Annotated in this window: 25 protein-coding genes and 1 pseudogene; 13 read left to right on the top strand and 13 right to left on the bottom strand. The window is 70.3% G+C overall.

Annotated features, from left to right (window positions below; all coding sequences use genetic code 11):
• Window positions 1–64: 64 nt before the first annotated feature.
• Genes OG408_RS38875 through OG408_RS38865 form a run of 3 tightly spaced genes read right to left on the bottom strand, consistent with a single transcriptional unit; the run spans window position 65 to window position 3,163 of the window.
• Entirely contained in the window at window positions 65–892 is an 828-nt protein-coding gene (locus OG408_RS38875; protein WP_285565430.1) for a carbohydrate ABC transporter permease, read from the bottom strand.
• A 13-nt stretch (window positions 893–905) separates the two neighbouring features.
• Window positions 906–1,847 carry a carbohydrate ABC transporter permease gene (locus OG408_RS38870; RefSeq protein ID WP_285565431.1) on the bottom strand — a complete coding sequence of 314 codons (942 nt, stop codon included), beginning with the start codon at window positions 1,845–1,847 and terminating at the stop codon, window positions 906–908.
• Between the two features lie 32 nt (window positions 1,848–1,879).
• Window positions 1,880–3,163, bottom strand: coding sequence for an ABC transporter substrate-binding protein (locus tag OG408_RS38865; protein ID WP_285565432.1), 1,284 nt, complete (start codon window positions 3,161–3,163; stop codon window positions 1,880–1,882).
• A 268-nt stretch (window positions 3,164–3,431) separates the two neighbouring features.
• Here OG408_RS38865 and OG408_RS38860 point away from each other — a divergent pair, with 268 nt between their 5' ends.
• The 3 genes from OG408_RS38860 to OG408_RS38850 all read left to right on the top strand — a co-directional run bounded on the left by OG408_RS38860 (window position 3,432) and on the right by OG408_RS38850 (window position 6,249).
• Entirely contained in the window at window positions 3,432–4,016 is a 585-nt protein-coding gene (locus tag OG408_RS38860) for a hypothetical protein (RefSeq protein ID WP_285565433.1), read from the top strand.
• On the top strand, window positions 4,013–4,447 hold the full coding sequence (locus tag OG408_RS38855; protein ID WP_326674219.1) for a hypothetical protein: 435 nt from the start codon (window positions 4,013–4,015) through the stop codon (window positions 4,445–4,447). The genes OG408_RS38860 and OG408_RS38855 overlap by 4 nt, the downstream gene beginning before the upstream one ends.
• A 269-nt stretch (window positions 4,448–4,716) precedes the next feature.
• Complete coding sequence (locus OG408_RS38850; RefSeq protein WP_326674218.1) at window positions 4,717–6,249, top strand: alpha/beta hydrolase domain-containing protein; 1,533 nt, start codon at window positions 4,717–4,719, stop codon at window positions 6,247–6,249.
• A 212-nt stretch (window positions 6,250–6,461) separates the two neighbouring features.
• Here the strand turns inward: OG408_RS38850 and OG408_RS38845 are convergent, their stop codons facing one another.
• From OG408_RS38845 to OG408_RS38815, 7 genes are all read right to left on the bottom strand, one after another.
• A complete protein-coding gene (locus OG408_RS38845) occupies window positions 6,462–7,289 on the bottom strand; it encodes an SDR family oxidoreductase (protein WP_326674217.1) in 828 nt (275 codons plus the stop codon).
• A gap of 171 nt (window positions 7,290–7,460) precedes the next feature.
• Complete coding sequence (locus OG408_RS38840; protein ID WP_326674216.1) at window positions 7,461–8,681, bottom strand: cytochrome P450; 1,221 nt, start codon at window positions 8,679–8,681, stop codon at window positions 7,461–7,463.
• 55 nt (window positions 8,682–8,736) lie between these two features.
• On the bottom strand, window positions 8,737–9,567 hold the full coding sequence (locus tag OG408_RS38835; protein ID WP_326674214.1) for a carboxymuconolactone decarboxylase family protein: 831 nt from the start codon (window positions 9,565–9,567) through the stop codon (window positions 8,737–8,739).
• A 65-nt stretch (window positions 9,568–9,632) separates the two neighbouring features.
• Window positions 9,633–10,622 (bottom strand): 3-oxoacyl-ACP synthase III family protein, encoded by a 990-nt coding sequence (locus OG408_RS38830; protein ID WP_285565628.1) that lies wholly within the window; start codon window positions 10,620–10,622, stop codon window positions 9,633–9,635.
• 108 nt (window positions 10,623–10,730) lie between these two features.
• Window positions 10,731–11,963, bottom strand: coding sequence for a beta-ketoacyl-[acyl-carrier-protein] synthase family protein (locus OG408_RS38825; protein WP_285565439.1), 1,233 nt, complete (start codon window positions 11,961–11,963; stop codon window positions 10,731–10,733).
• Window positions 11,960–12,208 carry a phosphopantetheine-binding protein gene (locus tag OG408_RS38820; RefSeq protein WP_285565440.1) on the bottom strand — a complete coding sequence of 83 codons (249 nt, stop codon included), beginning with the start codon at window positions 12,206–12,208 and terminating at the stop codon, window positions 11,960–11,962. The genes OG408_RS38825 and OG408_RS38820 overlap by 4 nt, the downstream gene beginning before the upstream one ends.
• Window positions 12,209–12,397: 189 nt before the next feature.
• Window positions 12,398–13,504, bottom strand: a complete 1,107-nt coding sequence (locus OG408_RS38815) for a beta-ketoacyl-ACP synthase III (protein ID WP_326674211.1) — start codon at window positions 13,502–13,504, stop codon at window positions 12,398–12,400.
• A gap of 521 nt (window positions 13,505–14,025) precedes the next feature.
• Here OG408_RS38815 and OG408_RS38810 point away from each other — a divergent pair.
• From OG408_RS38810 to OG408_RS38790, 5 genes and pseudogenes are all read left to right on the top strand, one after another.
• Window positions 14,026–14,772: an SDR family oxidoreductase gene (locus OG408_RS38810; RefSeq protein WP_326674209.1), complete on the top strand. Its 747-nt coding sequence runs from the start codon at window positions 14,026–14,028 to the stop codon at window positions 14,770–14,772.
• 64 nt (window positions 14,773–14,836) lie between these two features.
• On the top strand, window positions 14,837–14,962 hold the full coding sequence (locus tag OG408_RS38805) for a hypothetical protein (RefSeq protein WP_326674207.1): 126 nt from the start codon (window positions 14,837–14,839) through the stop codon (window positions 14,960–14,962).
• Between the two features lie 147 nt (window positions 14,963–15,109).
• Complete coding sequence (locus tag OG408_RS38800; RefSeq protein ID WP_326674205.1) at window positions 15,110–15,568, top strand: MarR family winged helix-turn-helix transcriptional regulator; 459 nt, start codon at window positions 15,110–15,112, stop codon at window positions 15,566–15,568.
• Window positions 15,565–17,043, top strand: coding sequence for an MFS transporter (locus OG408_RS38795; RefSeq protein ID WP_326674204.1), 1,479 nt, complete (start codon window positions 15,565–15,567; stop codon window positions 17,041–17,043). Before OG408_RS38800 ends, OG408_RS38795 begins: the two co-directional genes overlap by 4 nt.
• A 2-nt stretch (window positions 17,044–17,045) precedes the next feature.
• Window positions 17,046–17,180 (top strand): annotated as a pseudogene (locus OG408_RS38790) (DUF1330 domain-containing protein); the annotation flags it as partial.
• 9 nt (window positions 17,181–17,189) lie between these two features.
• On the opposite strand, the gene OG408_RS38785 reads toward OG408_RS38790, so the two are convergent.
• The gene (locus OG408_RS38785) at window positions 17,190–17,642 is read right to left on the bottom strand and encodes an Lrp/AsnC family transcriptional regulator (RefSeq protein WP_285565445.1); all 453 of its coding nucleotides are present in this window, start codon (window positions 17,640–17,642) and stop codon (window positions 17,190–17,192) included.
• A 108-nt stretch (window positions 17,643–17,750) separates the two neighbouring features.
• Here OG408_RS38785 and OG408_RS38780 point away from each other — a divergent pair, with 108 nt between their 5' ends.
• The 4 genes from OG408_RS38780 to OG408_RS38765 all read left to right on the top strand — a co-directional run bounded on the left by OG408_RS38780 (window position 17,751) and on the right by OG408_RS38765 (window position 20,593).
• Complete coding sequence (locus OG408_RS38780; protein ID WP_326674203.1) at window positions 17,751–18,368, top strand: LysE family translocator; 618 nt, start codon at window positions 17,751–17,753, stop codon at window positions 18,366–18,368.
• A 46-nt stretch (window positions 18,369–18,414) separates the two neighbouring features.
• The gene (locus OG408_RS38775; protein WP_326674202.1) at window positions 18,415–18,873 is read left to right on the top strand and encodes a PaaI family thioesterase; all 459 of its coding nucleotides are present in this window, start codon (window positions 18,415–18,417) and stop codon (window positions 18,871–18,873) included.
• A complete protein-coding gene (locus tag OG408_RS38770) occupies window positions 18,870–19,859 on the top strand; it encodes an MBL fold metallo-hydrolase (protein WP_326674200.1) in 990 nt (329 codons plus the stop codon). Before OG408_RS38775 ends, OG408_RS38770 begins: the two co-directional genes overlap by 4 nt.
• A 203-nt stretch (window positions 19,860–20,062) precedes the next feature.
• The gene (locus OG408_RS38765) at window positions 20,063–20,593 is read left to right on the top strand and encodes a DUF402 domain-containing protein (RefSeq protein ID WP_326674198.1); all 531 of its coding nucleotides are present in this window, start codon (window positions 20,063–20,065) and stop codon (window positions 20,591–20,593) included.
• A 33-nt stretch (window positions 20,594–20,626) separates the two neighbouring features.
• Here the strand turns inward: OG408_RS38765 and OG408_RS38760 are convergent, their stop codons facing one another.
• On the bottom strand, window positions 20,627–21,847 hold the full coding sequence (locus OG408_RS38760) for a glycosyltransferase (RefSeq protein WP_326674197.1): 1,221 nt from the start codon (window positions 21,845–21,847) through the stop codon (window positions 20,627–20,629).
• Entirely contained in the window at window positions 21,844–22,644 is an 801-nt protein-coding gene (locus tag OG408_RS38755; protein WP_285565451.1) for a MerR family transcriptional regulator, read from the bottom strand. Before OG408_RS38755 ends, OG408_RS38760 begins: the two co-directional genes overlap by 4 nt.
• Before the next feature lie 121 nt (window positions 22,645–22,765).
• Here OG408_RS38755 and OG408_RS38750 point away from each other — a divergent pair, with 121 nt between their 5' ends.
• Complete coding sequence (locus OG408_RS38750; protein ID WP_326674196.1) at window positions 22,766–23,212, top strand: DUF6188 family protein; 447 nt, start codon at window positions 22,766–22,768, stop codon at window positions 23,210–23,212.
• Window positions 23,213–23,320: the final 108 nt, after the last annotated feature.

Genomic DNA, 23,320 nt, shown 5'->3' with positions numbered 1-23,320 from the left:
GGCTGCCCCGGCGGTGTGCCCGCCGTGCCGTCCGATTCCTGGGTGCGCCCCTTGAGACGTTCCTTCACATCTTCACCGCCCCGCTGACGAGTGCCTGTTGCATGCGCTTCTGGAGCACGGTGTACACCACCCAGACGGGAACCAGTGTCAGGACCGTGCCCGCGGTCAGGATGCCGTAGTCGGTGCCGGTCAGGGACTTGAGGGTGGGCAGCGCCACCTGCACGGTGCGCTGTTCGGGGTCGGGGCCGATGATGACGAGGGAGTACAGGTACTCGTTCCAGAACGTCAGGAAGTTCAGGAGGAGGATCGTGGCGATCCCGGGCATGCACATCGGGGTGTAGATGTGCCGCAGGACGGCGAAGGTGGACGCCCCGTCCATCCGCGCCGCCTCTTCCATCTCGCGCGGGATCGTCCGCATGAACTGGACGAGGATCACGACGGACAGCGGCATCGCCGTGGCCGGCAGGAAGAGGACCATGAAGGTGCGGGTGTGGAAGAGTCCGGTCGCCGCGGCCAGCAGGAACGTGGGGAAGAGCGCGGCGAACGTGGGGACCAGGAACCCCAGGGAGAACACCCGCTCCACGAAGGCGCCGAGGCGTCCCTCGGTACGGGCGATCGCGAAGGCCGCCGGAATGGCCAGGGCCAGGGTGAGCGCCAGTGCCAGCGCGGTGACGAGCACCGAGTTGACGACGGCCGGCCCGAGGTCCGCGGAGGAGAACGCCTCCCCGAAGTTGTGCGGGGAGAACGAGGTGGGCAGGGAGAAGGGACTTCCGAAGATCTGGTCGTTCGTCTTGAACGCCGAGACCAGCAGGTAGTAGAGGGGCACCACCAGCAGCGCCGCGTACAGCCACGCGAGGATGTGGGCCGGCAGCCAGGACCTTCCGAACTTCATGGAACCGCTCCGATCAGTAGTTCTGGCGGAAGACGCGACGGATCGTCAGCAGCCCGGCCAGACCGACCAGGAACAGGACCACGCCGACCGTCTGGCTGTAGCCGAGGTCGGCCGCGATGAACGCCTTCTGGTAGACGAGGAAGGACAACGTTGTCGACGAGCTTCCGGGGCCGCCCTGCGTGAGCAGCAGTACGTTCTGCGCGGAGCCGAACAGCGTCCACAGGAACTGGAGCATGGTCACGACGCCGACGAAGTCGCGGATGACGGGGAAGTGGATGCGCCACATGGCGCGCCAGTGGCCGGCGCCGTCGAGCTGGGCGGCCTCGCCTATCTCGTCCGGCACGCTGCCGAGCCGGGCGGCGAAGAGCACGGCGGTGAATCCGATGCCGCTCCACACGTCGAGGACGATGAGGCAGTAGAGGGCGGTGGACGGGGAGGCGAGCCAGGCGTCGGTGAGCGAACCCAGACCGGCCTTGTCCAGTGCGCCGTTGAGCATCCCGTCGGGCGCGAGGACCGCGTAGAAGACCATCGCCTTGGCCGGCGTGGAGATCAGGCCGGGGATGAAGAGCAGGTAGCGCAGGACGCGGTGGCCGGGCGGCTTCTGCGCGACGTAGTACCCGAGCATGTACGCGCAGACGATCATCACGGGAAGGGCGATGACCAGCTGGGTGGCGGTGTTGCCCACCGAGTCCCAGAAGACCGGGTCGTCCAGCACCGTGCGGACGTTGTCGAGCCCGGCGAAGGACACGGGCTGGAGCATGCCCGGCCAGTGCAGGGCCGCGATGACGAAGATGGCGACCAGCGGGCCGACCATGAAGACGAGGTACCAGACCAGTGCCGGCACGGCGAGGACGACCCCGGACTGCTTGCGGCGTGCGGTCCGTGCGGGAGGAGGTGAGGGCGGGGCCGGCCGGCGGACCGAGGCGCCGCCCGGGGCGGACGAGAGCAACGTCATGAAGGGACTCGCAGAGGGCTCGGGCGCGCGGATCAGGCCGTGCGGTAGGCGGATTCGAGGGCGGAGCGCACGGCGGCCGCGCTCGTCCCCCGGGTGAAGGCGGTGCTGGTCGCCGTGATCAGGGGCTGGGTGGCCGTCGGGGGGACGTACAGGTCGGGCAGGAGTACCTGGCCGACCCGGTCGCCGAGCTGCTGGGCCTTGGCCACCAGCGGGAAGTCCTTGCTGACGGTGTCGGTGACGAGCGCCATGTCCCGGCCGCTCTCGGTGATGAAGCGCGAGACCGTCTCGGGGCGGTACATGAAGCGCAGGAACTTCTCGACCGATGGCAGCTTCTTGACGCCGTTGGGGCTGATCCAGAACCCGATGAGGGTGTACGAGCGCAGGATGGTCGGCTTGCTGTGCGCCGCGCCGGGGGCCAGCGGCCAGCCACCGACCTCCGTGTGCCCGGCCGCCTTCGGTGAGACCTTCGCCAGCGCCGACGACATCGCGGACTGGATGGCCGCCGCCTCGGTGTTGTACTGCGTGGTCATGATGTCCGAGGTCAGCCCCTGCGCCTTGTCGGCGAAGACACCGGCGTCGCGCAGCTGGACGAAGTAGTCGATGCCCTCGCGGGCTCCCCTGCTGCCGCTGAAGTCTCCGCTCGTGTAGACCTTCCGCGCCTCGTCGGGCGTGAGGAACGTCTGGATGATCTGGGCCAGCAGCTTCTGTCCGGTCCAGTCGTTTCCGCCGACGGTGACCGGGGCGATGCCCTTGGCCCGCAGCCGGCGCGCGGCCCCGATCAGCTGGTCACCGGTGGTGGGTACGGAGTCGACGCCGGCCCGCCCGAGCAGGGCGGTGTTGAAGGCGACGGGCCAGTTGGTGGCGAAGTACGGGAAGGCGCGGAGCCTGCCGTCGGCGTCGGTCCACTCCTCGATGGCGGCGGGCAGCACGCGCTCGCGGAGCCCCCAGTCGTCGAGGTAGCCCTTCACGTCGACGGTGGCCCCGACATCGGTCCAGGCCAGGGTCTTGTCGTAGAGGTTGACCATGACCACGTCCGGCTCCTTGCGGGCCAGCCGGGAGGTCTCGTACACCTGGGGCAGGTCGTCGCCGTTGACGAGGTTCTTGATCCGGATGTCCGGATTCTCCTCGTGGAACGCCTTGACGACTGCCTTGTAGGTGGGAGAACCGGGCGCGGTGGTACCGAGCTGGGTGTGCACGGTCAGGGTGCCGGGGTCGGAATCGGCCGAGGCGAGTGTGGAGCAGCCGGACAGAGCGGTAGCGGCGGCGAGGCCGGAGCCTGCAGCGAGGAAACCGCGCCGGCTCAGGGATGAGCGCACAGCGGGATGTCTCCAACCAGGACGTTAACCATGTGGTTAATCGATGTACCAGTGGGCTGCGAGAAACCTAGAGCCACTTGCCGGAACGGTCAACCCCCGGTTGCACATGACGAAAATACGGACATCTCGGCAACTGGCCGGCCACCTTGGGGCAGGATCTGATCACGGGCGGCGCGGTGCTCCCCCGTCCCCGTCCAACCCTGAGCGGACACCGACAGCCGCCCGCGCCGGACCGCCTGGCATCCTTGAGCCGATCCAGGAGGTGCACATGTCATTCGCTGAGTACGTGGAACGGGTTGCCGACGAGGTGGTCGGAGCGTTTCCGGCCGACGCCGGCATCTACGCCGTGACGTTCCGGATCGACAGCGTCGACCAGGATCCCCGGCTCCCGTACGTGGCCATCGGTTACACGACGGAGGCCGACGCCGCGAGGTCGGCACAGCAGGCGCAGCAGGCGTCGGACGGCTGGGAGACGCGCTGGAGCTACGCGTACTTCCCCGGAACGGGGCTCGAAGGCGTCCGGGCCGTCGGGCGTGATCCGGAGGGCGCGGAGGCGCACCGGCGGGAGGCCGAGTCCCGGGGGCTCCGGTACGAGGACGACGAGGAGCCGGACGGCCGCGACGACCTGCTGATCGAATGGTTCCACGAGGTCTGCGTCGGGGCGGCCCGCCGCCTCCACCTGAGCGGCCGCATCGTGGAGGCGTTGGGACGCCCGACGCCGGTCATCCTCTACGACATGTTCGAACCGGACGCGATGTTCGAGCTGACGTCGGCCGCCAATCCCGCCGAGCTGGTGGCGGATTTCATGAGGGAGGATCCGGCCGAGAGCCTGGCGCCCGGATCACGGGAGTGAGCGCACCCACCGGAGCCGGAGGACTGGTCAGTCCGATCGGCGACGAGGACTTCCGGATCCGGTTGCGCCGGAGGGCCATGTGCCAGGCCTCCGGGCGCACGCCCGACATCGAGAGCAAGGCCGGCGAGGCCCTCATGGAGCTCACCCGACAGAAGGTGGCCGAGGCGATGGAGTCGGGCATCGCCCCGGTCGGCGATGAGTCCGCCCCCGTCGTCGACGACCTCGTGCACCGCTTCGCCGAGGTGTTCGCGTGCACCCCCGGCACGGAGTTCCGGGACCGGATGGCCCGGCAGTTCGAAGAAGCGCACGATCCCGGGGCGGACCAGTACTGGCGGTTGGTCCGGATCGTCAACGGCTGGCAGGTGGTACCGAACCTGATCCCGGTGCACCCCTGGCTCGTCCAGGCTCTGAGAAGTGACCGCGCCGCATAGGCACCACCACAGTGCGGAGCGCGCCGGATCCCTGAACGGGTCCAGAGGCGGAGGCGGCTGCCTGCGGACACGGCAAGAGGGCACGCCCGGCCGGCCTCGGAGCCGCGGTGGCACCGACCGCGGCTTCGAGGCGGTCAACGCCGAAGGACGGTCACGGGTCACCGCTCCTGGGACACCGGTGGATTCACCGATGGCAGCTCGCCGCCATCCGTAGAAACTGCGGTCTCAACAAGTCAACGCGTTGGGACACGCATTCACGGAGGCAATCCATGCGCATGCTTTCCCGCTTATCCAGGCGGCCCGTCGCCGCCACCGCACTGGGGGTACTGCTCTGCGGTGCCCTCCTCGCCACCCCGCTGACCGCCCCGGCCGCGGCTTCCCCCGCCGCAGCCGTGGCCCCCACGGTGACCGTCCCGCCCGCCGGCAGCCACGGTTTCCCGTTCCTCGCCGCCGCGGAGGACCTCGGCTCGTTCGGCTACACCGAGAGCGAGTACTTCTTCTCGGGCACCGCGACGTCATACGCGAAGTCCGGCCTGTGGACATCCGACGGCAGGTGGAACGTCCGGACGTCCGGCACCGCCGCCTTCAAGAGCCGCCTGCTCGTGCGCCGGCCCACCGATCCGGCGAAGTTCAACGGCACGGTGGTCGTGGAGTGGCTCAACGTCAGCGGCCAGCTCGAACTCTCCCCGGACTACTGGTTCGAACGGGACGAACTGCTGCGCGAGGGGTATGCCTGGGTCGGTGTCTCGGCACAGGCCGTCGGGGTCAACGGCGGGCTGGGCGAGATCAAGGGTCTCAAGGGCTGGGACCCGGCCAGGTACGGCAGTCTGGTCCACCCCGGTGACGCGTTCGCCTACGACATCTTCTCCCAGGCAGGCCAGGCGCTGCGCACCCCGGACGGGCCGGACCCCCTCGGCGGCCTACCGGTCCGGACCCTGCTCGCCGACGGCGAGTCGCAGTCGGCGGGCTTCATGACCACGTACGTCAACGCCGTCCAGCCGGTGTCCAAGGTCTACGACGGTTTCATGGTGCACAGCAACAGTGCGATCGCCTCGCCCATCAGCGGCGTGCTCGCCGACACCCTGCTGATGCCGAACCCGTCCCGGATCAGGACCGACCTGACTGCGCCGACGTTCGTCGTGCTCACCGAGACCGACGTGCCGGGCGCCGCGACCGCACGGCAGCCGGACACCGGCAGCGTCGTGCACTGGGAGCTGGCCGGCACCGCGCACGGCGACCAGTGGGCGTACGACCTCGGCGACGCAACCGTGACGAAGTCGGCGGGTACGGCCGCGCCGTCGCCGGACTGCGCCGCCGGTTCCGCTCCCTTCAACGACGGGCCCGGTCACTGGGCGATGAACTCCGCGCTGCGGCACCTGGGCGTCTGGGCGCGGGGCGGTGCGCGTCCCCCGAGCGGACGGTCACTGAGCACCGTCCTGCGTGACCCGGCAACCGGCCTGGCCACCGGCGGTGTCCGCCTGCCCGACGTCACAGTGCCCACGCGTACGCTCACCGGTGCGCGCGACACCAGTGGCAGCGGTGTCTTCTGCGGCCTGTACGGCGCCCGCGATCCGTGGAACGGCGACGCCGACGCGTGGGACCGCCACGACGACGGCGACCCGTCCGACCCGCTCTTCCCTGCCACGGCGGAGCCGGTACTCAGCCGGCTCTACCCGACCCATGCCGACTACGTGGGCAAGGTACGTACGGCCGCGCAGTCGTCCGTCGATGCGGGCTTCCTGCTGCCGGAGGACGCGACGTCGATCATTGCCGCCGCGCAGGACTCAGGAATCGGCGGCTGACCCCGCCACGGTCCGGCCGGCCGCTACCCCGCAGCGCGGCACCACTACGGCTCGGGGCAGCGGTCGGCGGACCGTGCACCGTGAACGGCCGATGCACCGTCTGACGCCGCCCTCGCGGAGTGCGGCGAGGCAAAGCCCGCCGGCGGCTGCGGCGCTCAGGCCGTGCATGTGGACGCAGCCCGTACGCTTCGAGCCGGTTCGTGCGGGCGCGATCACACCTCTGGGGTCAGGAACTGGTGGGCGCCGCGCAGTCTGGTGCGCAGCTTGCGCTGGGTCGCACGGCTGTCGAGGCGTACGTCGAGAGCCCCGGGAAGCGCTGCGTCGGCACGGCGCCCCCTGCGCAGTCGGGAGGCGTCGAGTCCGTCGCGTCCGGCTATGAGGACGCCGAGATCATGACGGCTCAGAGCCTCGCTCCCGCCGAGATGACGGACACCGCTGGCGTCACCCGACGCGAGTTCCATAAGAGCTGCGGCGAGGTCGGCCACGTGCACCGGGCACCGGATGTCGTCGGTGAACAACACACCGTCGCGCGTCCCGGCGACGAGTTCGTGCACCACCCGTTCGTGCTTCGACTGACCGTCGCCAATGATCAGCGAGGTACGCGCGATCACAGCATCAGGATGTACGAGGAGAACGCCTGTCTCCGCCGCTGCCTTCGCCGCCCCGTACGGGGACACGGGATCGGGCAGACAGGACTCCTCGTAGTGGACGCGGGCGCCGGAGAACACGGCATCGCTCGAGACGTGGATCAGACGGCTGCCCGACCTTGCCGCCGCCATCGCCAGCCGGACAGGGCCCTCGGCCGTGACCGCCCAGTCCGCCTCGCCGCTCGACGCGTTGACTATGACGCGAGGGCCGACATCGGCCACGACCTCTTCGACACGTCCGGGATCCCGCAGGTCGAGGTCGTACCAGGCGACACCTGGGGCGCTTCCGGGTCTGGTCGCGTAGGTCGCGGCCGTGGGGTGCCCGGCCGCGACCGCTTGCCGGAGCAGCTCAGCACCCAAGAATCCGGAACCACCAACGACCAGGACCGTCACGACGCGTCACTCCAGTGCTGTCACCGAAACGATCACCAGTGCGTCCTGCGACCATCACCCGTCGTGCTACCGCCGACGGGGTGAAGTAGCCCACCGCGTCGGCACATCGGAGCTTCCGACACGCAGCACCGATGTCCGCTCCCCCACGAACCGGGATCCTGGGTGCCACGCTCACCACGCCACGGGCAACGACCTCAGTCCGTACACGATGCTCTCGGTGGAGAAGTCCAGGTCCTCCTCCGGCACCGCGAGCCGCAGAGCGGGCATGCGGCGCAGCAGGGTCTCCAGGATGATCTGCAGTTCGGCCCGGGCCAGCGCCTGGCCAAGGCACTGGTGGATGCCGAAGCCGAAGGAGAGATGGCGCCGTGCGTCCCGGGTCACGTCCAGCTCCGTGGGGCAGGCGCCGGTCTCCGACGTGAACAGGTCCTCGTCCAGGTTGGCCGTGGACAGCATGAAGATCACCCCGTCACCGGCGGCGATGGTCGTCCCCGAGACCTCCACGCTCTCCTTGGCGACTCGGGCGAGACCGAGGTGAATGATGGTCTGCTGCCTCAGCAACTCCTCGACCGCGCCGGGGACGAGCTCCGGCCGCTCCCGCAACAGAGCCGTCTGATCGGGGCGACGCAGCAGCGCCAGGGTGCTGACGGCTGTCATGTTGGCGGTGCTCTCGTGGCCGGTGACCAACAGCAGGAAGCCCAGCGACGCGGTCTCCTGCGGGGTCAGGTCGTCGCGTGCGACCAGCCGGCTGAGGATGTCGTCGCCCGGCTGCGCCTGCTTGCTGGTGGCCAGCTGCGTCAGATACGCCATCAGGTCCTGATGGGCTTCGGTGACCCGGTCCTGGCCCGTCGTGTTGTCCAGGAGTGTCCTGCTCAGCGACTGGAAGAGCTCATGGTCCTCGTACGGCACCCCCAGCATGTGGCAGATGACGAGCGACGGCACGGGCAGTGCGAAGTCACCGACCAGGTCGGCGGGTGCGCCCTTGGCCTGCATCCGGTCGACGGCAGCGTCCACGATCTCCTGGATGGCGGGGCGCAGGGCGTCGATACGTTTGACGAGGAAGTCCTTGGTGACCATGCGCCGAAGGCGGGCGTGTTCGGGGTCGTCCATCCGGATGAAGCTCGGCTTGGCGGTGGCCAGATGGCGCTGCCCCGGGGAGAGGAAGGGGAAACCGGGGGTACGGGCGTCGGCGCTGAAGCGCGCGTCGGCCAAGGCGGCACGCACCTCCTGATAACCGGTGACGAGCCAGCACTTGGAACCGTCAGGCAGCACGGAGCACGTCACCGAGGATGCCCGGGAGGCCTGCACGTACGCCGGAGGCGGACCGTACGGGCAGTCGCCGTACTGCGCCGGGAGGGCGAGGACGGAGCTGGGTGCGGGACTGGTCAGGGACATGCGCGGACTGCCTTCCGGTTCTTCTGCTGCGAGTGTGACTGGAGTGTGAGCAGCGCTACTGCTGCTGGACGGTGGTGAGGGTGATCGCGCCACTGGGGCAGAGTTCCGCGGCCAGTTGGAGGTCTGCGGGCCGGGACCGGGTGAGGTGGTCAGGGCGGAGTGTGACCAGCCCGTCCACGTCGCTCTGCTCGAACGACTCGGGGGCCGTGCTGACGCACTGGCCGGAACTGCAGCACAGGTCCCGTTCGATACGGACCTCGAACACTTCCCGGCCCGTCGCCTCCGGCTGCCCGGAAGGCGCGTCAGCCGGTGTACGCAGGGTGCGCAGGGTCATGCACATCATCGCCGACTGACCTGCCAGCACGAGGAGTTCGACCAGCTGGTCGGGTCGCATCCGTTCGGTGAGCTGCTGCCAGACGGCGTCCGGTACGTCGGCGTGGGCGGCGAGCGCGTCGGTGGTCCGCAGCAGGGCGAGGTCGTCGGGCGCCCAGGGATGCGCGTCGAGTGGGAGGGCGGTTGCCGTCGTCTCGGCCGTGTCCAGTCCGGCCAGCCGGGCCTGTCCGATGTGCCGGGCGTGGACGAAGTCGCAGCCCAGCAGGTGTGCGGTGCGCAGGACGACGAGTTCCCGGTCCCGCGCGCCGAGCGTGCCGTCATGGGTGAGCACCCGCGCGAGCGCCAACCAGGCCTCGGCGAGCGGCAGATGGTGGGCGAGCGTGCCGAACAGGTTGTTCCTGCCCGGTCCGTCCTTGCGGGAGGAGTCGAGCACCGTACGCAGCGATGGCGGCCACTCGTCCGGTGTGAGGGGGACGAGCCGCGGCCCGCCGGGGCCGGGCCGGGCCGGAGGGACGGGGGCGCCGTGCGGCGGGGCGGTGGCAGAGGGGGGCATCGCTGGCTCCGTACAGGCAGGGGGAAGGGAGGGAACGTGGAAACGGGGCGAAGTGTGGGGGGGGGTCACCACTCGCAGATGACGACGCCTGCGCTCGCGCCGCTCGCGAAGCCGAACAGGCCCACCAGATCGCCCCGGTGCAGCCGGCCCTCGTCCAGGGCCAGGGCCAGTTGGAGCGGAATGGTGTTCGTGGCGACGTTGCCGTGAGTGGGGAATGTCGCCAGGATCCGGGACGGGTCCACCCCGACCCAGTCGCAGGCGACCTTGGTGAAGGCGACGGAGGGCTGGTGGATGCAGACGAGATCCAGGTCGCCGCTCTTGACTCCGATGTCGTGCATCGCACGGCGTACCTTCTCGGGCATCCCCTCGAAGGAGGCGACGAGTTCGGCGGAGTCGATGCGCAGGTGTCCGAGGGTGCGGTGGTTGGCGTAGGGGTTCGGGAGGGTGGCCGCCCGCCAGCCCCAGGAGTTGGCGAAGAAGCGGGAACCGAGGATGCCGGGCCGGTCGCGGGCCTCGACCAGTACGGCCGACCCCATGTCCCCCGTACTCAGGCTCGGCAGGGCGCGCAGCACGTCGTCGGCACTCCGGACGCTCCACCGGCTCTCCCGGGTACTGACCTCCGCGGTGGTGACCAGGATCCGGCGGTACTGGCCGGACCGGATGAACGCGTCGGCGACCTCCAGGGCGTTGAGCACTCCGTTGCAGGCGTTCTTGAGGTCGAACACCGGGCATCGCAGGCCGAGTTTGTCCGCGACGACGTGTGCCGTCGCCGGCTCCTCCATATCGGCGAGGATGCCCGCGAACAGCAGCAGGTCGATGTCGAGGGGGTCGGTGCCGTGCTGGTCGAGGAGGGTACGTACGGCATGTGCCGCGAGGTCGGACGGCTGCTCTTCGGCGGGGGCCACGGTGCGCTCGACGAGGCCGTACATGTGCCGTAGGACGCCGGGGGACATCGCGATGCCGGGGTTGTGTGCGCGGAAGCGGTCCTCGGTCTCGGCGACCGTCTGGCGGCCGGGCGGGACGTGGACGCTCGCGTGGGCGAGGGAGCTGTACACGGTCAAGGGATGCGGACTCTCTGCGGAACGGCGCCGTGGGCAGGCGGGAGCGGGCGGCAGGGCGGGACGCCCTGCCGCGCGGGGCGTTGCGGGTACGCGGTGCGGAGATCAGGCCGAGCGCAGGACCAGGACCACGTTGTGCCCGCCGAAGCCGAAGGAGTGGCTTGCGGCGGCGCGTACGGTCTCCTGGCGCGGCTCCCCCATCACGCACCGCAGGGGGAAGGCCAGGGTCTTCGGGGTGAGGTTGGCGATCGGCGGGACCGTGGAACGGTGGATGGTCAGCGCCGTGAGCGCCGCCTCGATGGCTCCGGCCGCCCCGAGGCTGTGTCCCAGCACGCCCTTGGCGGCGGTGATGCTGGGGCGGTGCGGCAGCACGCGGTCGATGAGCTCCGCCTCCATGCTGTCGTTCAGTGGCGTGGAGGTGCCGTGGGCGTTGACGTGGTCGATGTCCGACGGGCTGAGACCGGCTTCGGCGACGGCGTTGCGCAGCGCGGTCTCGGCCACTGTTCCGCCGGGCGCGGGTGCCGTGGGGTGGTGGGCGTCCGAGCTCAGCCCGGCTCCCGCCAACTGCGCGTATCCGCTCCTGCCGCGGGCCCGAGCGTCGGCGACCCGCTCCAGGACCAGGATCGCGGCACCTTCCGAGATGACGAATCCGTCCCGGTCGGCCGCGAACGGACGCGAGGCCGCCGCCGGGTCGCCGGTACGAGACGAGAGGGCGCCCATCCGCTGGAAGCCGGTGGTGACCACGGGGCTGACGGCCGCTTCGGTGCCGCCGGCGACCGCGATGTCGCAGGCGCCGGACAGCAGCAGGTCGCGGGCCACGGCCAGGGCGCTCGCCCCTGACGCGCACGCGGTCTCGGTGGCGAGCGAGGGCCCGCGAGCCCCCAGGTCCAGGAGCACTTCGCCCGCTGCCATGTTGGAGATGAGCATGGGGATCAGCACCGGCGACACAAGATCCGGCCCGGCCTGCAGCAGGCGAGCCGTCTGTTCCTCCAGGTGGGCGGCGCCCGCGAGCCCGGAGCCGATCACCACGGCCACCCGGGTGCCGTCCCAGCTCTTCGGGTCCAGGCCGGCGTCGGCGACGGCCTCCCGTGCGGCGAGCACGGCCAGCTGACTGAAGCGGGCCATCCTCCATGCCTTGCCGCCGCCGATGCGCCCCTCGCCGGCGCGCATGGGAGGGATCCGGCAGGAGAAGTCGGTGGGGAGTTCCTTGAGCTGGGAGTCCCGGGCCGCCGTGGACTCACCGCGCAGCACGCCCTGCCAGGTCGCCTCGCGGCCGACACCGGCCGGGGTGATCATCCCCAGACCGGTGACGGCGACCGCACGGCTGCCAGCCGTCACAGTGCCCCTGCCGCGACGCGCTTGGCGACCAGGGTCGAGATGAGTTCGGCGACCGTGGTGGTCTTGGTCGCCTCGTGCTCCTCGACCTTGACGCCCAGCTCCTCCTGGAGTGCGAGGGCGAGTTCGGCCAGGGAGAGCGAGTCCAGGTCGAGGCTCTCCAGAGTGGATTCGGGGTGGATCGAGTCCGGAACGACCTCGAACTTGCCGGTCAGGACCGAGTTGACGGCGGTGTCGACAGGAGACATGAGTGTGGCCTTCGCTTGGTGAGGGGTGCTGGGAAAGGGGGGGAGAAATGAGGGAGAGGAGTGCTGGGGGTTCGTCCGGCCAGGGCGCGAGCCCGGCATGATCCAGACGAGGTCCCGACCTGGTCCGGATGCGAGTCCCGGAGCCCGGAGGCCGGCCTGATCCAGGAGGAGGGCCCTGCGGGACAGCCCTTAGGTGCGGGCGGTGCCGCTCAGGGCGGGGTGCGGCGAGTCGTCGGCGGCGGGGGAAGCCGCCGGCACGCTGACGGTGTCCGCCACCGGCGGGACGCGGGCGAGGTCGGGCCACACCAGGGCGGCCGATCCCCAGGTGAGCCCGGCGCCGAAGGAGGTGAGCAACACCCGCTGTCCAGGCCGGAGTTCCCCGCGGCTCGCCGCGTCGGCGAGCGCGAGCGGAATGGACGCCGCACCGGTGTTGCCGACCCGGTCGATGTTGGCGATCTGCCGCTGCGCGGGCACGGCGAGCCGTTCGCCGACGGCGCGCAGGATCCGTGCGTTGGCCTGGTGGCCGACGAACCGGTCGACGTCCTCGACCCGCCAGCCGACGGAGCGCAGGACCGACCGCGAGGACTCGGTCATCCGGGTGACCGCGTGCTGGAAGACCTCGCGCCCGTTCATCCGGAAGTACCGGTCGCCGGGTGCGTACCGCTCGGGGGCGGACCGTTCCAGCGCGCCGCCTCCCGGCACTTCGATGAGGTCGTGAAAGGTTCCGTCGCTGCCGAGGTCGAAGCCCAGGACGCTGCCGGGGACACCCCGTTCGCCCCGGCGCAGCACCACGGCACCGGCGCCGTCCGCGAACACCACCCCGGCGCTGCGGTCGTCCGGGGCCAGCAAGGTGGAGTACACGTCGGTCGCGACCAGCAGGACGCGGTCGGCGATCCCGGCGGCGAGCACGCCCGCAGCAGTGGCCAGGGCGTAGACGAATCCGCTGCACGCTGCGGAAACGTCCCAGGCGGCGACCGGCCCGAGGCCCATCCTGGCGGCGAGCTGGGGGGCCATGGCCGGCATCGGCCGGTCGGGGGTGGAGGTCGCCACGACGACAGCGTCGATCCGGGGATGTCCGGCCACGGCCATGGCGCGCCCGGCGGCCTCCAGGGCGAGATCGCCGGTGGATGTGCCGGGATCGGTCCAGTGACGTGTGCCGATGCCTGTGCGGCGACGTACCCACGCGTCATCGACCTCCCAGGCCTCCGGAAGCTCCTCGTTGACGACCACGCGAGGCGGAACCCAGCCGGCCAGGCCCTCGACGACGGCGGCCGGAGAGCCGTCCCGCTTTCTCAACTCTTCTTCTGGGAGAAATAGTTCGCCAGACACCCACACCTCGCCGGGATCACGTCTCGAATGGAATCGGCATGACCATAGGCACGAAAAGGATCTTGACCAGCGCGACTGTCCCTCGAACGAATATCCACAGAACTGCAGATTGCGAAGATCGCGCAGATCAGAGGCGGTATGGAGCAGGAACGTTACGGCTCTCGGGCCGAACGAGTGTCACGCGAAGGGGTGGTGCTTCTTACTGACGTCGGCGTACGGGTTGACGGCGGATCGAGCCCCGGCACGCGCTTCGACGGCGGGGGTTGTCGCTTTGCATCACGTACCCCTGCCGCTCAGACTCCGTGAACCTCGAGCTCCGAGGTCTGGACCGCCGGCTACTGGGTGGTGGCCGGGCCGGGCCGGACGCGCGCATCATCCGGCCGAGGCGCGCTCAGCGGATCTCCCCGATCGCGCTTCGCCGAGGGAGGAGTCCGGCACGTAAGACCCCACGGCTACGCTCGCAGTGATCAACACAGAGGAGGTGTGCCATGAGTCTCACGGACCCCACAGATCTCACGGGGAAGTCAGTGGTGGTGACCGGGGCCGGGCGTGGGTTCGGGCGAGCATTGGCCTTGAACGCGGGCCGGTTGGGTGCGCGCGTGTTCGTGTCGGCGCGCTCCCTGGCCGCGGCACAGCGAGTGGCCGATGAGGTGGCGGCCGACAGCGGCGCACGAGCCGACGCCTTCGACTGCGATCTGGCCGACCCGGTCTCCGTACGGACATTCGCAGGCGCGGTCTCCACCCGCACCGACCGGGTGGACGTGCTGATCAACAACGGCGCCCGCTATCTGGAAGGTCCCGATCTGTGGGATGCCGACGACGACGCGATCACCGACACGATCGCATCCGGAGCCACGGGCACCCTGCTCACGGTCAAGCACTTCCTCCCGCTGCTGCGCGCCTCGCCCGGTGCCGATGTCGTCAACCTGGTCTCCTCGGCCGCGGAACCCCGGAACCACCGTTCTCAGGCACACCCCGCGTTCTACGCGGCCAAGGCAGCCCAGGCCGGCTTCGCCGACGTCCTCTCCGAGCGGCTGCGCCCCGAGGGAATCCGTGTGATCTCGCTCTACCCACCGGACTTCACGGACGGCGACCCGCTCGACTCCACCTGGGAGCACGCCTCCCGGACGGCAGATGACCCGCTGACTACCCGGTCCGTGCTCGACTGCGTCCTCTTCGCGATCGGCCAGTCGCGCGACTGCTTCATCCGCTCCTTCCACTTCGAGCAGTTGTAGGCACACGCCGGACTGCACACGCACTGGTCGGCTGCGCGCCCCGCCGCCGTGGAACACGGGTTCTGTGCGCACTGCCGAGCGCGCGGGCTTCCGGCGTGAGGGGCTGCTGCGGGGCCGGCAGCAGGTGGGGGCGGACCGGCGGGACATGTTCATGTACGCACTGCTGCGTGCCGGACAGCGAGGTCGCTGACCGGGTCCAAAGAATCACCGTGCCCGCCTTGGACATCAGGGCTGCACGGGTCAGGACCGACGGCGTTCATCCTTACGCGGACGCGTCGCAAGCCATCGGAATCAGGATTTACATAAAGGATTCATATAAAGCCCTTATGCTTTAGGGATGAGTCACCGCGACGCCACGCACGGCGCTTCCGATGCCATCGGGTCAGCCCTCTACGGTCTGGCCACCAGGGCCGTGAGACGTCTTCCCCGCGACATGAGCCTGACGTCCGCCACCACCTTGGCCACCCTGGACAGGACCGGCCCGCGACGGATCACCGATCTGGCGGTGGCCGAGGGCGTCACCCAGCCTGCGATGACCGTCCTGGTCCGGGTGATGGAGGAATCCGGACTGGTCGAGCGGAAGGGCGATCCGTCCGACAGGCGGGTCACGCTGGTGTGCCTGACCGAGGCCGGCGCGTCGTACGTCCGGACGCGACGCCAGGCGGGCGTCGACGCGTACGCGCGGTTGATCGACGAACTCGCCGGTGACGAGGTCGAGGCCTTGGCAGCAGCCCTTCCGGCGCTGCTGCATCTGGCGGAGCTCGAAAGCCACGCCCGAGAGGAGTCGGACCGGTGACCGCGGCCGAGGCTCATGACCAGCCCACGGGCACTGCCCCCATACGTTCCGAGGCACGTCTGCTGGTCCCCGCCCTGATATTCGTCGCCCTGGTCGTGGCGGCGGTCGCCAGCCTCGGGACGCCGCTCATCACCAGCGTGGCGACCACGTTCCACGTCTCCCTCGACAGCGCGCAGTGGACCCTGACCATCGCACTTCTCAGCGGCGCCGTCGCCACGCCCGTCCTCGGCCGGCTCGGAGCCGGACCGCACCGGCGGACCACGATTCTCGTCACCCTGGCGATCGTCGTCGGCGGCGGCGCACTCACCGTGCTGCCGCTGCCGTTCGCCTGGCTGCTCGTGGGCAGGGCCGCCCAGGGTGTCGGACTCGGTCTCACGGCGCTGATGATGGGCGTGGCCCGCGACCATCTTCCCGAGGAGCGCAGCGCGGCCACGATCGCCCTGATCTCGGTGGTCTCCATCATCGGAGCCGGCGTCGGCTACCCGCTGGCCGCGCTGCTCGCCGAGTTCGGCGGACTGCGGGCCGCCTACGGCCTCGGCCTGCTCGTCACCGCCATCGCCTTCGTGACCGCGTGGCGCTCCATGCCCGCAGCCCCCGAAGGCCGCTCCGCTCACGTGAACGTGCCCGGTGCGCTCGTCCTGGCGGGCGGGCTGCTCCTCGTCCTGTTCCTGGCCGGCGAGAGGACCCTGTGGAGCCGACACCTCGCCGTGGCGGTGGCCCTTGCCGTCGCCGCCGTGCTCCTGCTCTGCGTCTGGGCCGTTTCCGAACTGCGAACCGGGACGCCCCTGGTCGACGTCCGGGCGGTACGGCACCCGGCGGTCGCCGGAGCGAACATCGCCATGTTCGTCGGCGGGATCGGCATGTACCTCCTGCTCACGCTCATCACCCGTTACGCGCAGACGCCGCACAGCGCCGGCTACGGCTTCGGACTGACCACCTTCGTGGCGGGGCTGGTCCTCATCCCGTTCTCCGTGCTGGGGTTCGTCGCAGGCAAGCTCACGCCCCGGGTCCGGAAGTGGGTCGACGGCCCCCTGCTCCTGGCCGGCAGTGCCGCCATCGTCGGCGGCGGATTCGTCCTGTTCGCCGCCGCCCGGTCGAACCTGGCCGAACTGCTGGCGGCCATGGGTGTGCTGGGCTTCGGCGTCGGCAGCTTCACGGCCGCCATGCCCGGCGTCATCCTGGCCGTCACCCCCAGGAGCGAGACGTCGAGCGCCATGAGCTTCAACTACGTCGTCCGCAGCGTCGGATACTCCCTGGGCAGCGCCATCGGCGGCCTGGTCCTGGCCGCCGGCACCGACACGGGCCGCCTCTTCCCGGACGACGACGCCTACACGAACGCGGCGCTGATCGGCGTCGCCGCGATGGCGATCACGACGCTCGCCGCCCTCGCCCGCCGGCGCTCACCCCAGACCGATCCGGTCACAGCCCCGGCCGGTGTGCCGGGCCTGGGCGGGTCGAGTCGAACCGAAAGCTGAGGCGCACCGTCCTGATCGAGTTCGACAGCTTCGAACAGGCCGTCGCCGCACATGCGAGTGCGGCCCACCAGGAGGCGCTGGCCTCTCTTGCTGACGGCGTCGAGCGTGACTTCCGCATCATCGAAGGCCTCGACTGACGACCGCGACTACCCCGGCAGAGGCCGGTCATCGATGACGTTTTTCATGACGAGGGTGGAGGTCAGGCGCTGGACGCCCGGCAGTCGGGCGAGCTGCTGGTCGTACAGCTGCTGGAAGGCCGCGAGATCGGTGGTGGCCACCCGCAGGAGGTAGTCGGGTTCGCCGAACAGACGCTGGGCCTGGAGGACGTTCGGAATGTCGGCGAGAGCGTCCTCGAAGGTGGTAACGGTGTCGGGCGACTCCCACCGCAGGGTGGCGAAGACCAGGGCTTCGAAAGTCAGGCCGACGGCAGCCGGGTCGACGACGGCACGGTAGCCCCGGATCGCACCCTCACGTTCCAGATCGCGCAGGCGACGGTGACAGGGCGAGACGCTGAGCTGCACGCGGGCGGCCAGTTCCGTGACGGTCAAGCGCCCGTCGAGCTGAAGCTCGGCAAGAATTTTCCGGTCCAGCTCATCCATACAGTAGATCTTGCCTCAGAATCCGCATTGCCGGGGTAAATAGGAAAACATTTTTGGGATGAATCGCCCTAACCTTCCTCTCGGAGCATGGATGAGAGGAAACATTCGATGGATACGACGACGTTGGCGGCCTTCCTGGTCGTGGACCTGCTGCTGGTCTTCACCCCGGGCGCGGACTGGGCGTACGCGATCTCCGCCGGACTGCGGACGCGTTCGGTCGGCCCCGCCGTCGTCGGGTTGGTCGCCGGACACGCGGTCTACGCGCTGGTGGCCGTCGCGGGCGTGGCGGTGATCGTGGCGAGTCACCCGGCCGCGCTCACCGCCCTGACCGTCGGAGGCGCGGGATACCTGCTGTGGCTCGGCTCGAACGTGTTGCGGCAGCCCGCCCTGCCGGCAGCCAACGAGGAGGACCTGGGCGCCTCCGGCATGCGGATCATGCTCAAGGGGCTCGGGATCAGCGGCCTGAACCCGAAGGCGCTGCTGTTGTACTTCTCGCTGTTCCCGCAGTTCGTCCATGCCGAGGACGGCTGGCCGGTAGCCGCCCAGACGGGACTCCTCAGCACCGTGCACCTGACCGCGTGCGCCGTCGTCTACCTCGCCGTCGGCGTCCTGGCCCGGACTGTTCTCAGGACCCGGCCCTCGGCCGCCCTGGCCGTCACGCGAGTCAGCGGTGCCATGATGATCACCATCGGCGCCCTCCTGCTGGTGGAACGCCTGACCGGCTGAGGTGCCCACCCCGCACCTGTCCGCGGACTCGAAGGAGAGCACGCACATGGAAGACCGGACGCAACAGGAACAGGCAAGCTCCTCGGTCCGCGCACGCGTTCAGGGCAGCTTCGACAGCCAAGGCCTGATGGCCCACCTCGGCGCGCGCCTCACCCACATCGGCCCGGGGCGCGTCCACATCGTGCTTCCGGCTCGTCCCGAGGTGACCCAGCAGCACGGGTACGTACACGCCGGCGCGACGAGTGCCATCGCCGACAGCGCCGGCGGCTACGCGGCGCTCACCCTGCTCGACGAGGAGTCCGACGTACTCACCGTCGAATACAAGATCAACCTCCTCGCACCGGCCGCCGGTGATCACCTCGAAGCCATCGGCACCGTACTGAAACCCGGGCGCACCCTGACCGTCTGCCGGCTGGAGGTCTACGGCGTCCAGTCCGACGGCAGCGGGAAACTGGTCGCCAACGGCCAGCAGACTCTGATCCGGGCGAACAGGCCCGCCGAGTGACCCCGCAGCCGTCCGCGCCCTCCCTGCCGTCCTGGGCCACCTGGTGGCAACGGCCGTTCCCCGACGCCAACACGCTTCTGCTGCCGGGCCGGCAGCCGGCGCTGATCGACAGCGGATTCGTCGGACATGCGGAGGACACCGCCTCCTGGGCCCGGGCGCAGGCCGGGGATGTCGCTCTGGTCGTGAACACCCACTGGCACTCCGACCACGTCGGCGGCAACGCCCTTTTGCAGGCGCGGGGAGCCGTCATCGCCGCCGGAGCGCCCGAGGCCGAGGCCATCTCCCGCCGGGACCCGGGCTGTTGCGCAGCCGAGTATCTCGACCAGCCCGTCGCCCCGTACACGGTCGACATGCCGCTCGACGACGGACAGGTCCTCCGCCTCGGCGACGCCGACTGGGAAGTGGTCCGGACACCCGGGCACACGCCAGGACACCTCGGGCTGTGGCAGCCGGAGCAGCAACTCCTCGTCGTCGGCGACGCCTTGTCGGACTACGACGTCGGCTGGGTGAACCTCGCCCTCGACGGCCCCGACGCCGGCGCCACAGCACTGGCCTCCCTGCACCGGCTGGCCGCACTGGCCCCGCGCGTGATCCTTCCCTCGCACGGCCCGGTCCCCGCCGACCCCTCCGCTGCGTTCGCGACCGCCCTGCGCCGGGCCCAGCGCCTCGTCGACGACCCGGGCGGAGCGCTCTGGTACGGCGCCCGGCGGATCTTCGCCTTCGCTCTGATGATCCGCGACGGAATGACCACCTCCGAGGTCGAGCCGTACCTGCATGCCCGTGCCTGGCTCACCGATGCCGCCCGGCTGCTGGATGTCGCACCCGAGTCCCTTGCCACGGAACTGGTCACCACCATGCTGGCCGGCGGCGCGATCGTCCTGCGTGACGGCCGCCTGCACGCCGCCGCCCCGCACACACCCGTAACAGCCGAGTCGCTGCGCGTCCCCCACCCCCGCGCCTGGCCACCGTCCACCGAGCCGCAGTAGGCATGTGACAGGACGTGTCGATGCGTTGGCGCAGTAGCCAATCCGTCCTCCAGCTCGGCGACTTGGCGGAGGAGGGCGGGTCGGCGCTCGCGGACGGAGGGCGGGTCGCACTGTTCCGGTGCTCCTGCTCCGTCCCGTCGAGCCGGGTGGCGCCGAGGGACCTCTGCGCCTTGGTCACCGACACACATGGCAGGCTGGGCGCCGTGACTGAGTCGATGGCATACCCGGGACAACCCGTGACCGTCCTGCGGGACGGCAGACTTCGGGCCGCGGGCCTCCGGTGGGGCGACGTCGTCGCGTACGACTGGGGCTTTGAACAGCGAGGAGAGCACCACGTCCAACGCAGCTTCGTGCTGCTCGACGACGGGATACAGATCAATCAGCCGGTGCTCTTCCCTCCTGAACAACAGGGCTGGTGGTACTGCGACCTGGTGGCTGTCGCCCAGGAGGGCGAGCTGCTGCGGGTCGACGACCTGTGGATCGACGTCATCGTCGGGCCGCCCGGCCACCCCTACAGAGTCCTCGACCTCGACGACTACGCCACGGCCGTGGCCGACGGCCGGCTGAGCGCCGCAGACGCCACGGACGGGCTGATCCGCACCCAGCGCTTCCTGGACCGTCGGCTCAACCGCCGGCACGAAGTGGATCGCAGCTGGCCCGACTTCCCACCCGCCGAGGTCGAGATGCTGCTGTCGGCCGAACTTCCCCACGATTGGGCGCTGTTGGAGCGCTGACCCGTGCCGGAACAGGACCGTGGAACTCCGCACTCACACCGGCCCACCGGTGAGCTGCTGGATGGCCTCGACCACCTGGCCCGCTCCGTTCTCGGTCGCCATGGACTTCGCCGCTGCCGCCGCGGCCCGGCCGTGTGCCTGTCCCTTCGTCACCTGGGCGAGCGCGTCGGCAAGCCGCTCGGTGGTGAGGGACCTGAACCGAATCGGTCCGGTGGCGGCGCCGAGGGATGCGAGTCGCCCTGCCCAGAACGGCTGGTCCGCGGTCACCGGCACGGTCACCGCCGGGACGCCGGCCCGCAACGCGGCCGCCGAGGTGCCGGCCCCGGCATGGTGGACCACCGCGGCCAGCCGCGGGAACAGCAGCGCGTGCGGGACGTCCCCGATGGTGAGCACATCGTCCCCCTCGGCGGCGAGTCCGGCGCTGCCGGACTGGAGGATGCCCCGCAGCCCGGCGCGGCGCAGCGCCCGCACAGCGATCCCGCTCAGCCGCTCCCCCTCGCCCGACGCCATGCTCCCGAAGCCGATGAGCACGGGGCGGGGGCCGGCACCCAGGAAGTCCTCAAGCCCGGCAGGCAGCCGTGCGCCCGCGGCCAGGTGTGGCCACCAGTTGCCCACGACGTCCAGGCCGGTGCGCCAGTCCGGTGGACGGGGTACCAGTGCCGGGCTGAATCCGTGCAGGATGGGCCAGTTCGCCTGTTCCTGACGTCGGCGCATCTCCGACGGGGAGGCCGGGGGCAGACCGAGGCGCTGTCGAAGCTTGGCGACCGCCTGTGTGTACACACGGTCTGCCATCCTCAGGGCAATGCGTCCGGTGGCCCGGTTGGCCGGACGGCCCAGGGAGCGGGAGGCGGTGACGACGGGCGGGAAGTCGCCGGTGGGGGCGGTGGGTTGGAGGTACACGCCGAGGCTCGGTGTGCCCGTCGCCTCTGTGAGGTGCCAGCCGAGCGGGGCCGTGGAGGCCGACAGCAGGAGCACGTCGGAGCCGACGGCCACCGCGTCGGCGAAGCCGTCGCCCAGCTCGGTGACGAAGGTGGCAGCGGTACGCAACATGTCACGTTGTCCTGTGACACCACCGGGCACACGTGTGCCGGCGGCGAGACTGCGGAATTCCAGTCCTGCGTCGCGTACGAGAGTCGCGAAGGGTTCTGTGGTGGCGAGGGCTACGTCGTACCCGGCCCGTCTCAGTTCGGCGCCCAGGCCCGTGTAGGGCGCGACGTCGCCGCGCGATCCGGCCGCGACGATCAGTATCCTCATCGGTCCTCCTCCGGGTCCGTACGTCCCTCCGAGTGGCGGGCCGCGTTCGCGTGGACGGCTTTGCATGCGTAGGCGGCCAGGCCGGGGCGTTGCTGCGGCGCCGGGACGACCAGAGCGAAGGCGCGGGGGTCGGCGGCGAAGTCGTCCGCGATGCGCCGGTGCATGCCGGGCGGGCAGGAGGTGAACCAGCGTGAGATGTGCAGGCGGTGTTCCTCGGCGAGGTCCATGGCCCGCTCGCCGTCGCTCGGCTCACCCTCGTCGAAGGCGGCGAGCAACTCCGCCCGCCATGCGGCGGCCTCGCTCATGAGCTGACGCCAGTCCTCCTTGGTGTGGCCTGCCGCGCGCGTCATCGCCTCGCGCTGCCCGGGCGAATCAGCCCACTTCAGCTCGGCCTCGGTGGCGTAACTCAGATCGAAGGCGACCTCGCCGAAGACCTCGAAGCGTTCCCGAGGGGTCAGCGGGACCCCGGTCTGCTGGACCTCGATCGCCCGTTCCGCCACCTCGGCAAGCCGCTCCAGCCTCGCGACTTCCTCACTCAGCTGCCGCCGGCGGACCTGGAGCCGCTCCAGGGCGTTCGCCTGCGGATCCGTGAGGATCGCGGCGATCTCATCGAGCGGGAATCCGAGTTCACGGTAGAAGAGGATCTGCTGGAGCCGGATCAGGTCGGCCTCGCTGTAGAGCCGGTAGCCGGCCCGGCTGCGGTCGCTGGGCGAGAGCAGTTCCGCCTTGTCGTAGTGGTGCAGCGTACGCACCGTCACCCCGGCGAAGGCCGAGACCTGCCCCACGGAGTAGCTCATCCGTCCGTCCTTTCGTCGGCGCCCAGCCTCAAGCCTGACGCAGGGGGAGGGTCAACTCGGGCTCGCCGGTCCGCGGCCACCAGCCAGGTGCCTCGCGTTCGCCGTTCCGTAGTCTTGCCGTATGGAGAACGGGATCGAGCGCGTGGAGGACGGCTGGGACGTCCGCCCCATACGGGGAGTGGGTGTGGGCGAGGTGACCATCGGCAACACGATGCGGCTGCACATCGGTCCCCACGGCATCGAGGTGTGGAGTCCTGCCGAGCTGACCGCGGACGGGGTGACGTGTTCCGTACACGCTTACGGTCGGATCAACCCGGGCCGGATGCCGCAGTTGCTCGACCAAGTGGTGGCCGAGGTTCACGCCGCGGACTCGGGCGTTCTGCGGGTGCGTTTCGCGAATGGGTGGCGGCTGGACGTCCCGGTGCCTCCTGAGGGCCCTGGTGGCGCGGGCGGTCTCAATGGCTGCGGCGACGCCGGTTGGATCGTCGCTCTGCGCGGTCGCCACTTCCTCAGGCCCACGCCGGGTGGCGGTGTGCGGATCTCCGGTCGGCGTCAGGAACAGGGCTGAGCGTCGTCCCCGGGTACGCGCCCGTGCTTCGCTTTTACGCAGGGGACACCTTCCGTAGCTCCCCCGTAACACCCGAACGCAAGACTCTCCGCACCGCGCAGTTCCCGG

The organism is Streptomyces sp. NBC_01257, from assembly GCF_035917255.1.
GTDB lineage: Bacteria > Actinomycetota > Actinomycetes > Streptomycetales > Streptomycetaceae > Streptomyces.
This window is presented reverse-complemented; position numbering and strand designations above follow the sequence as displayed.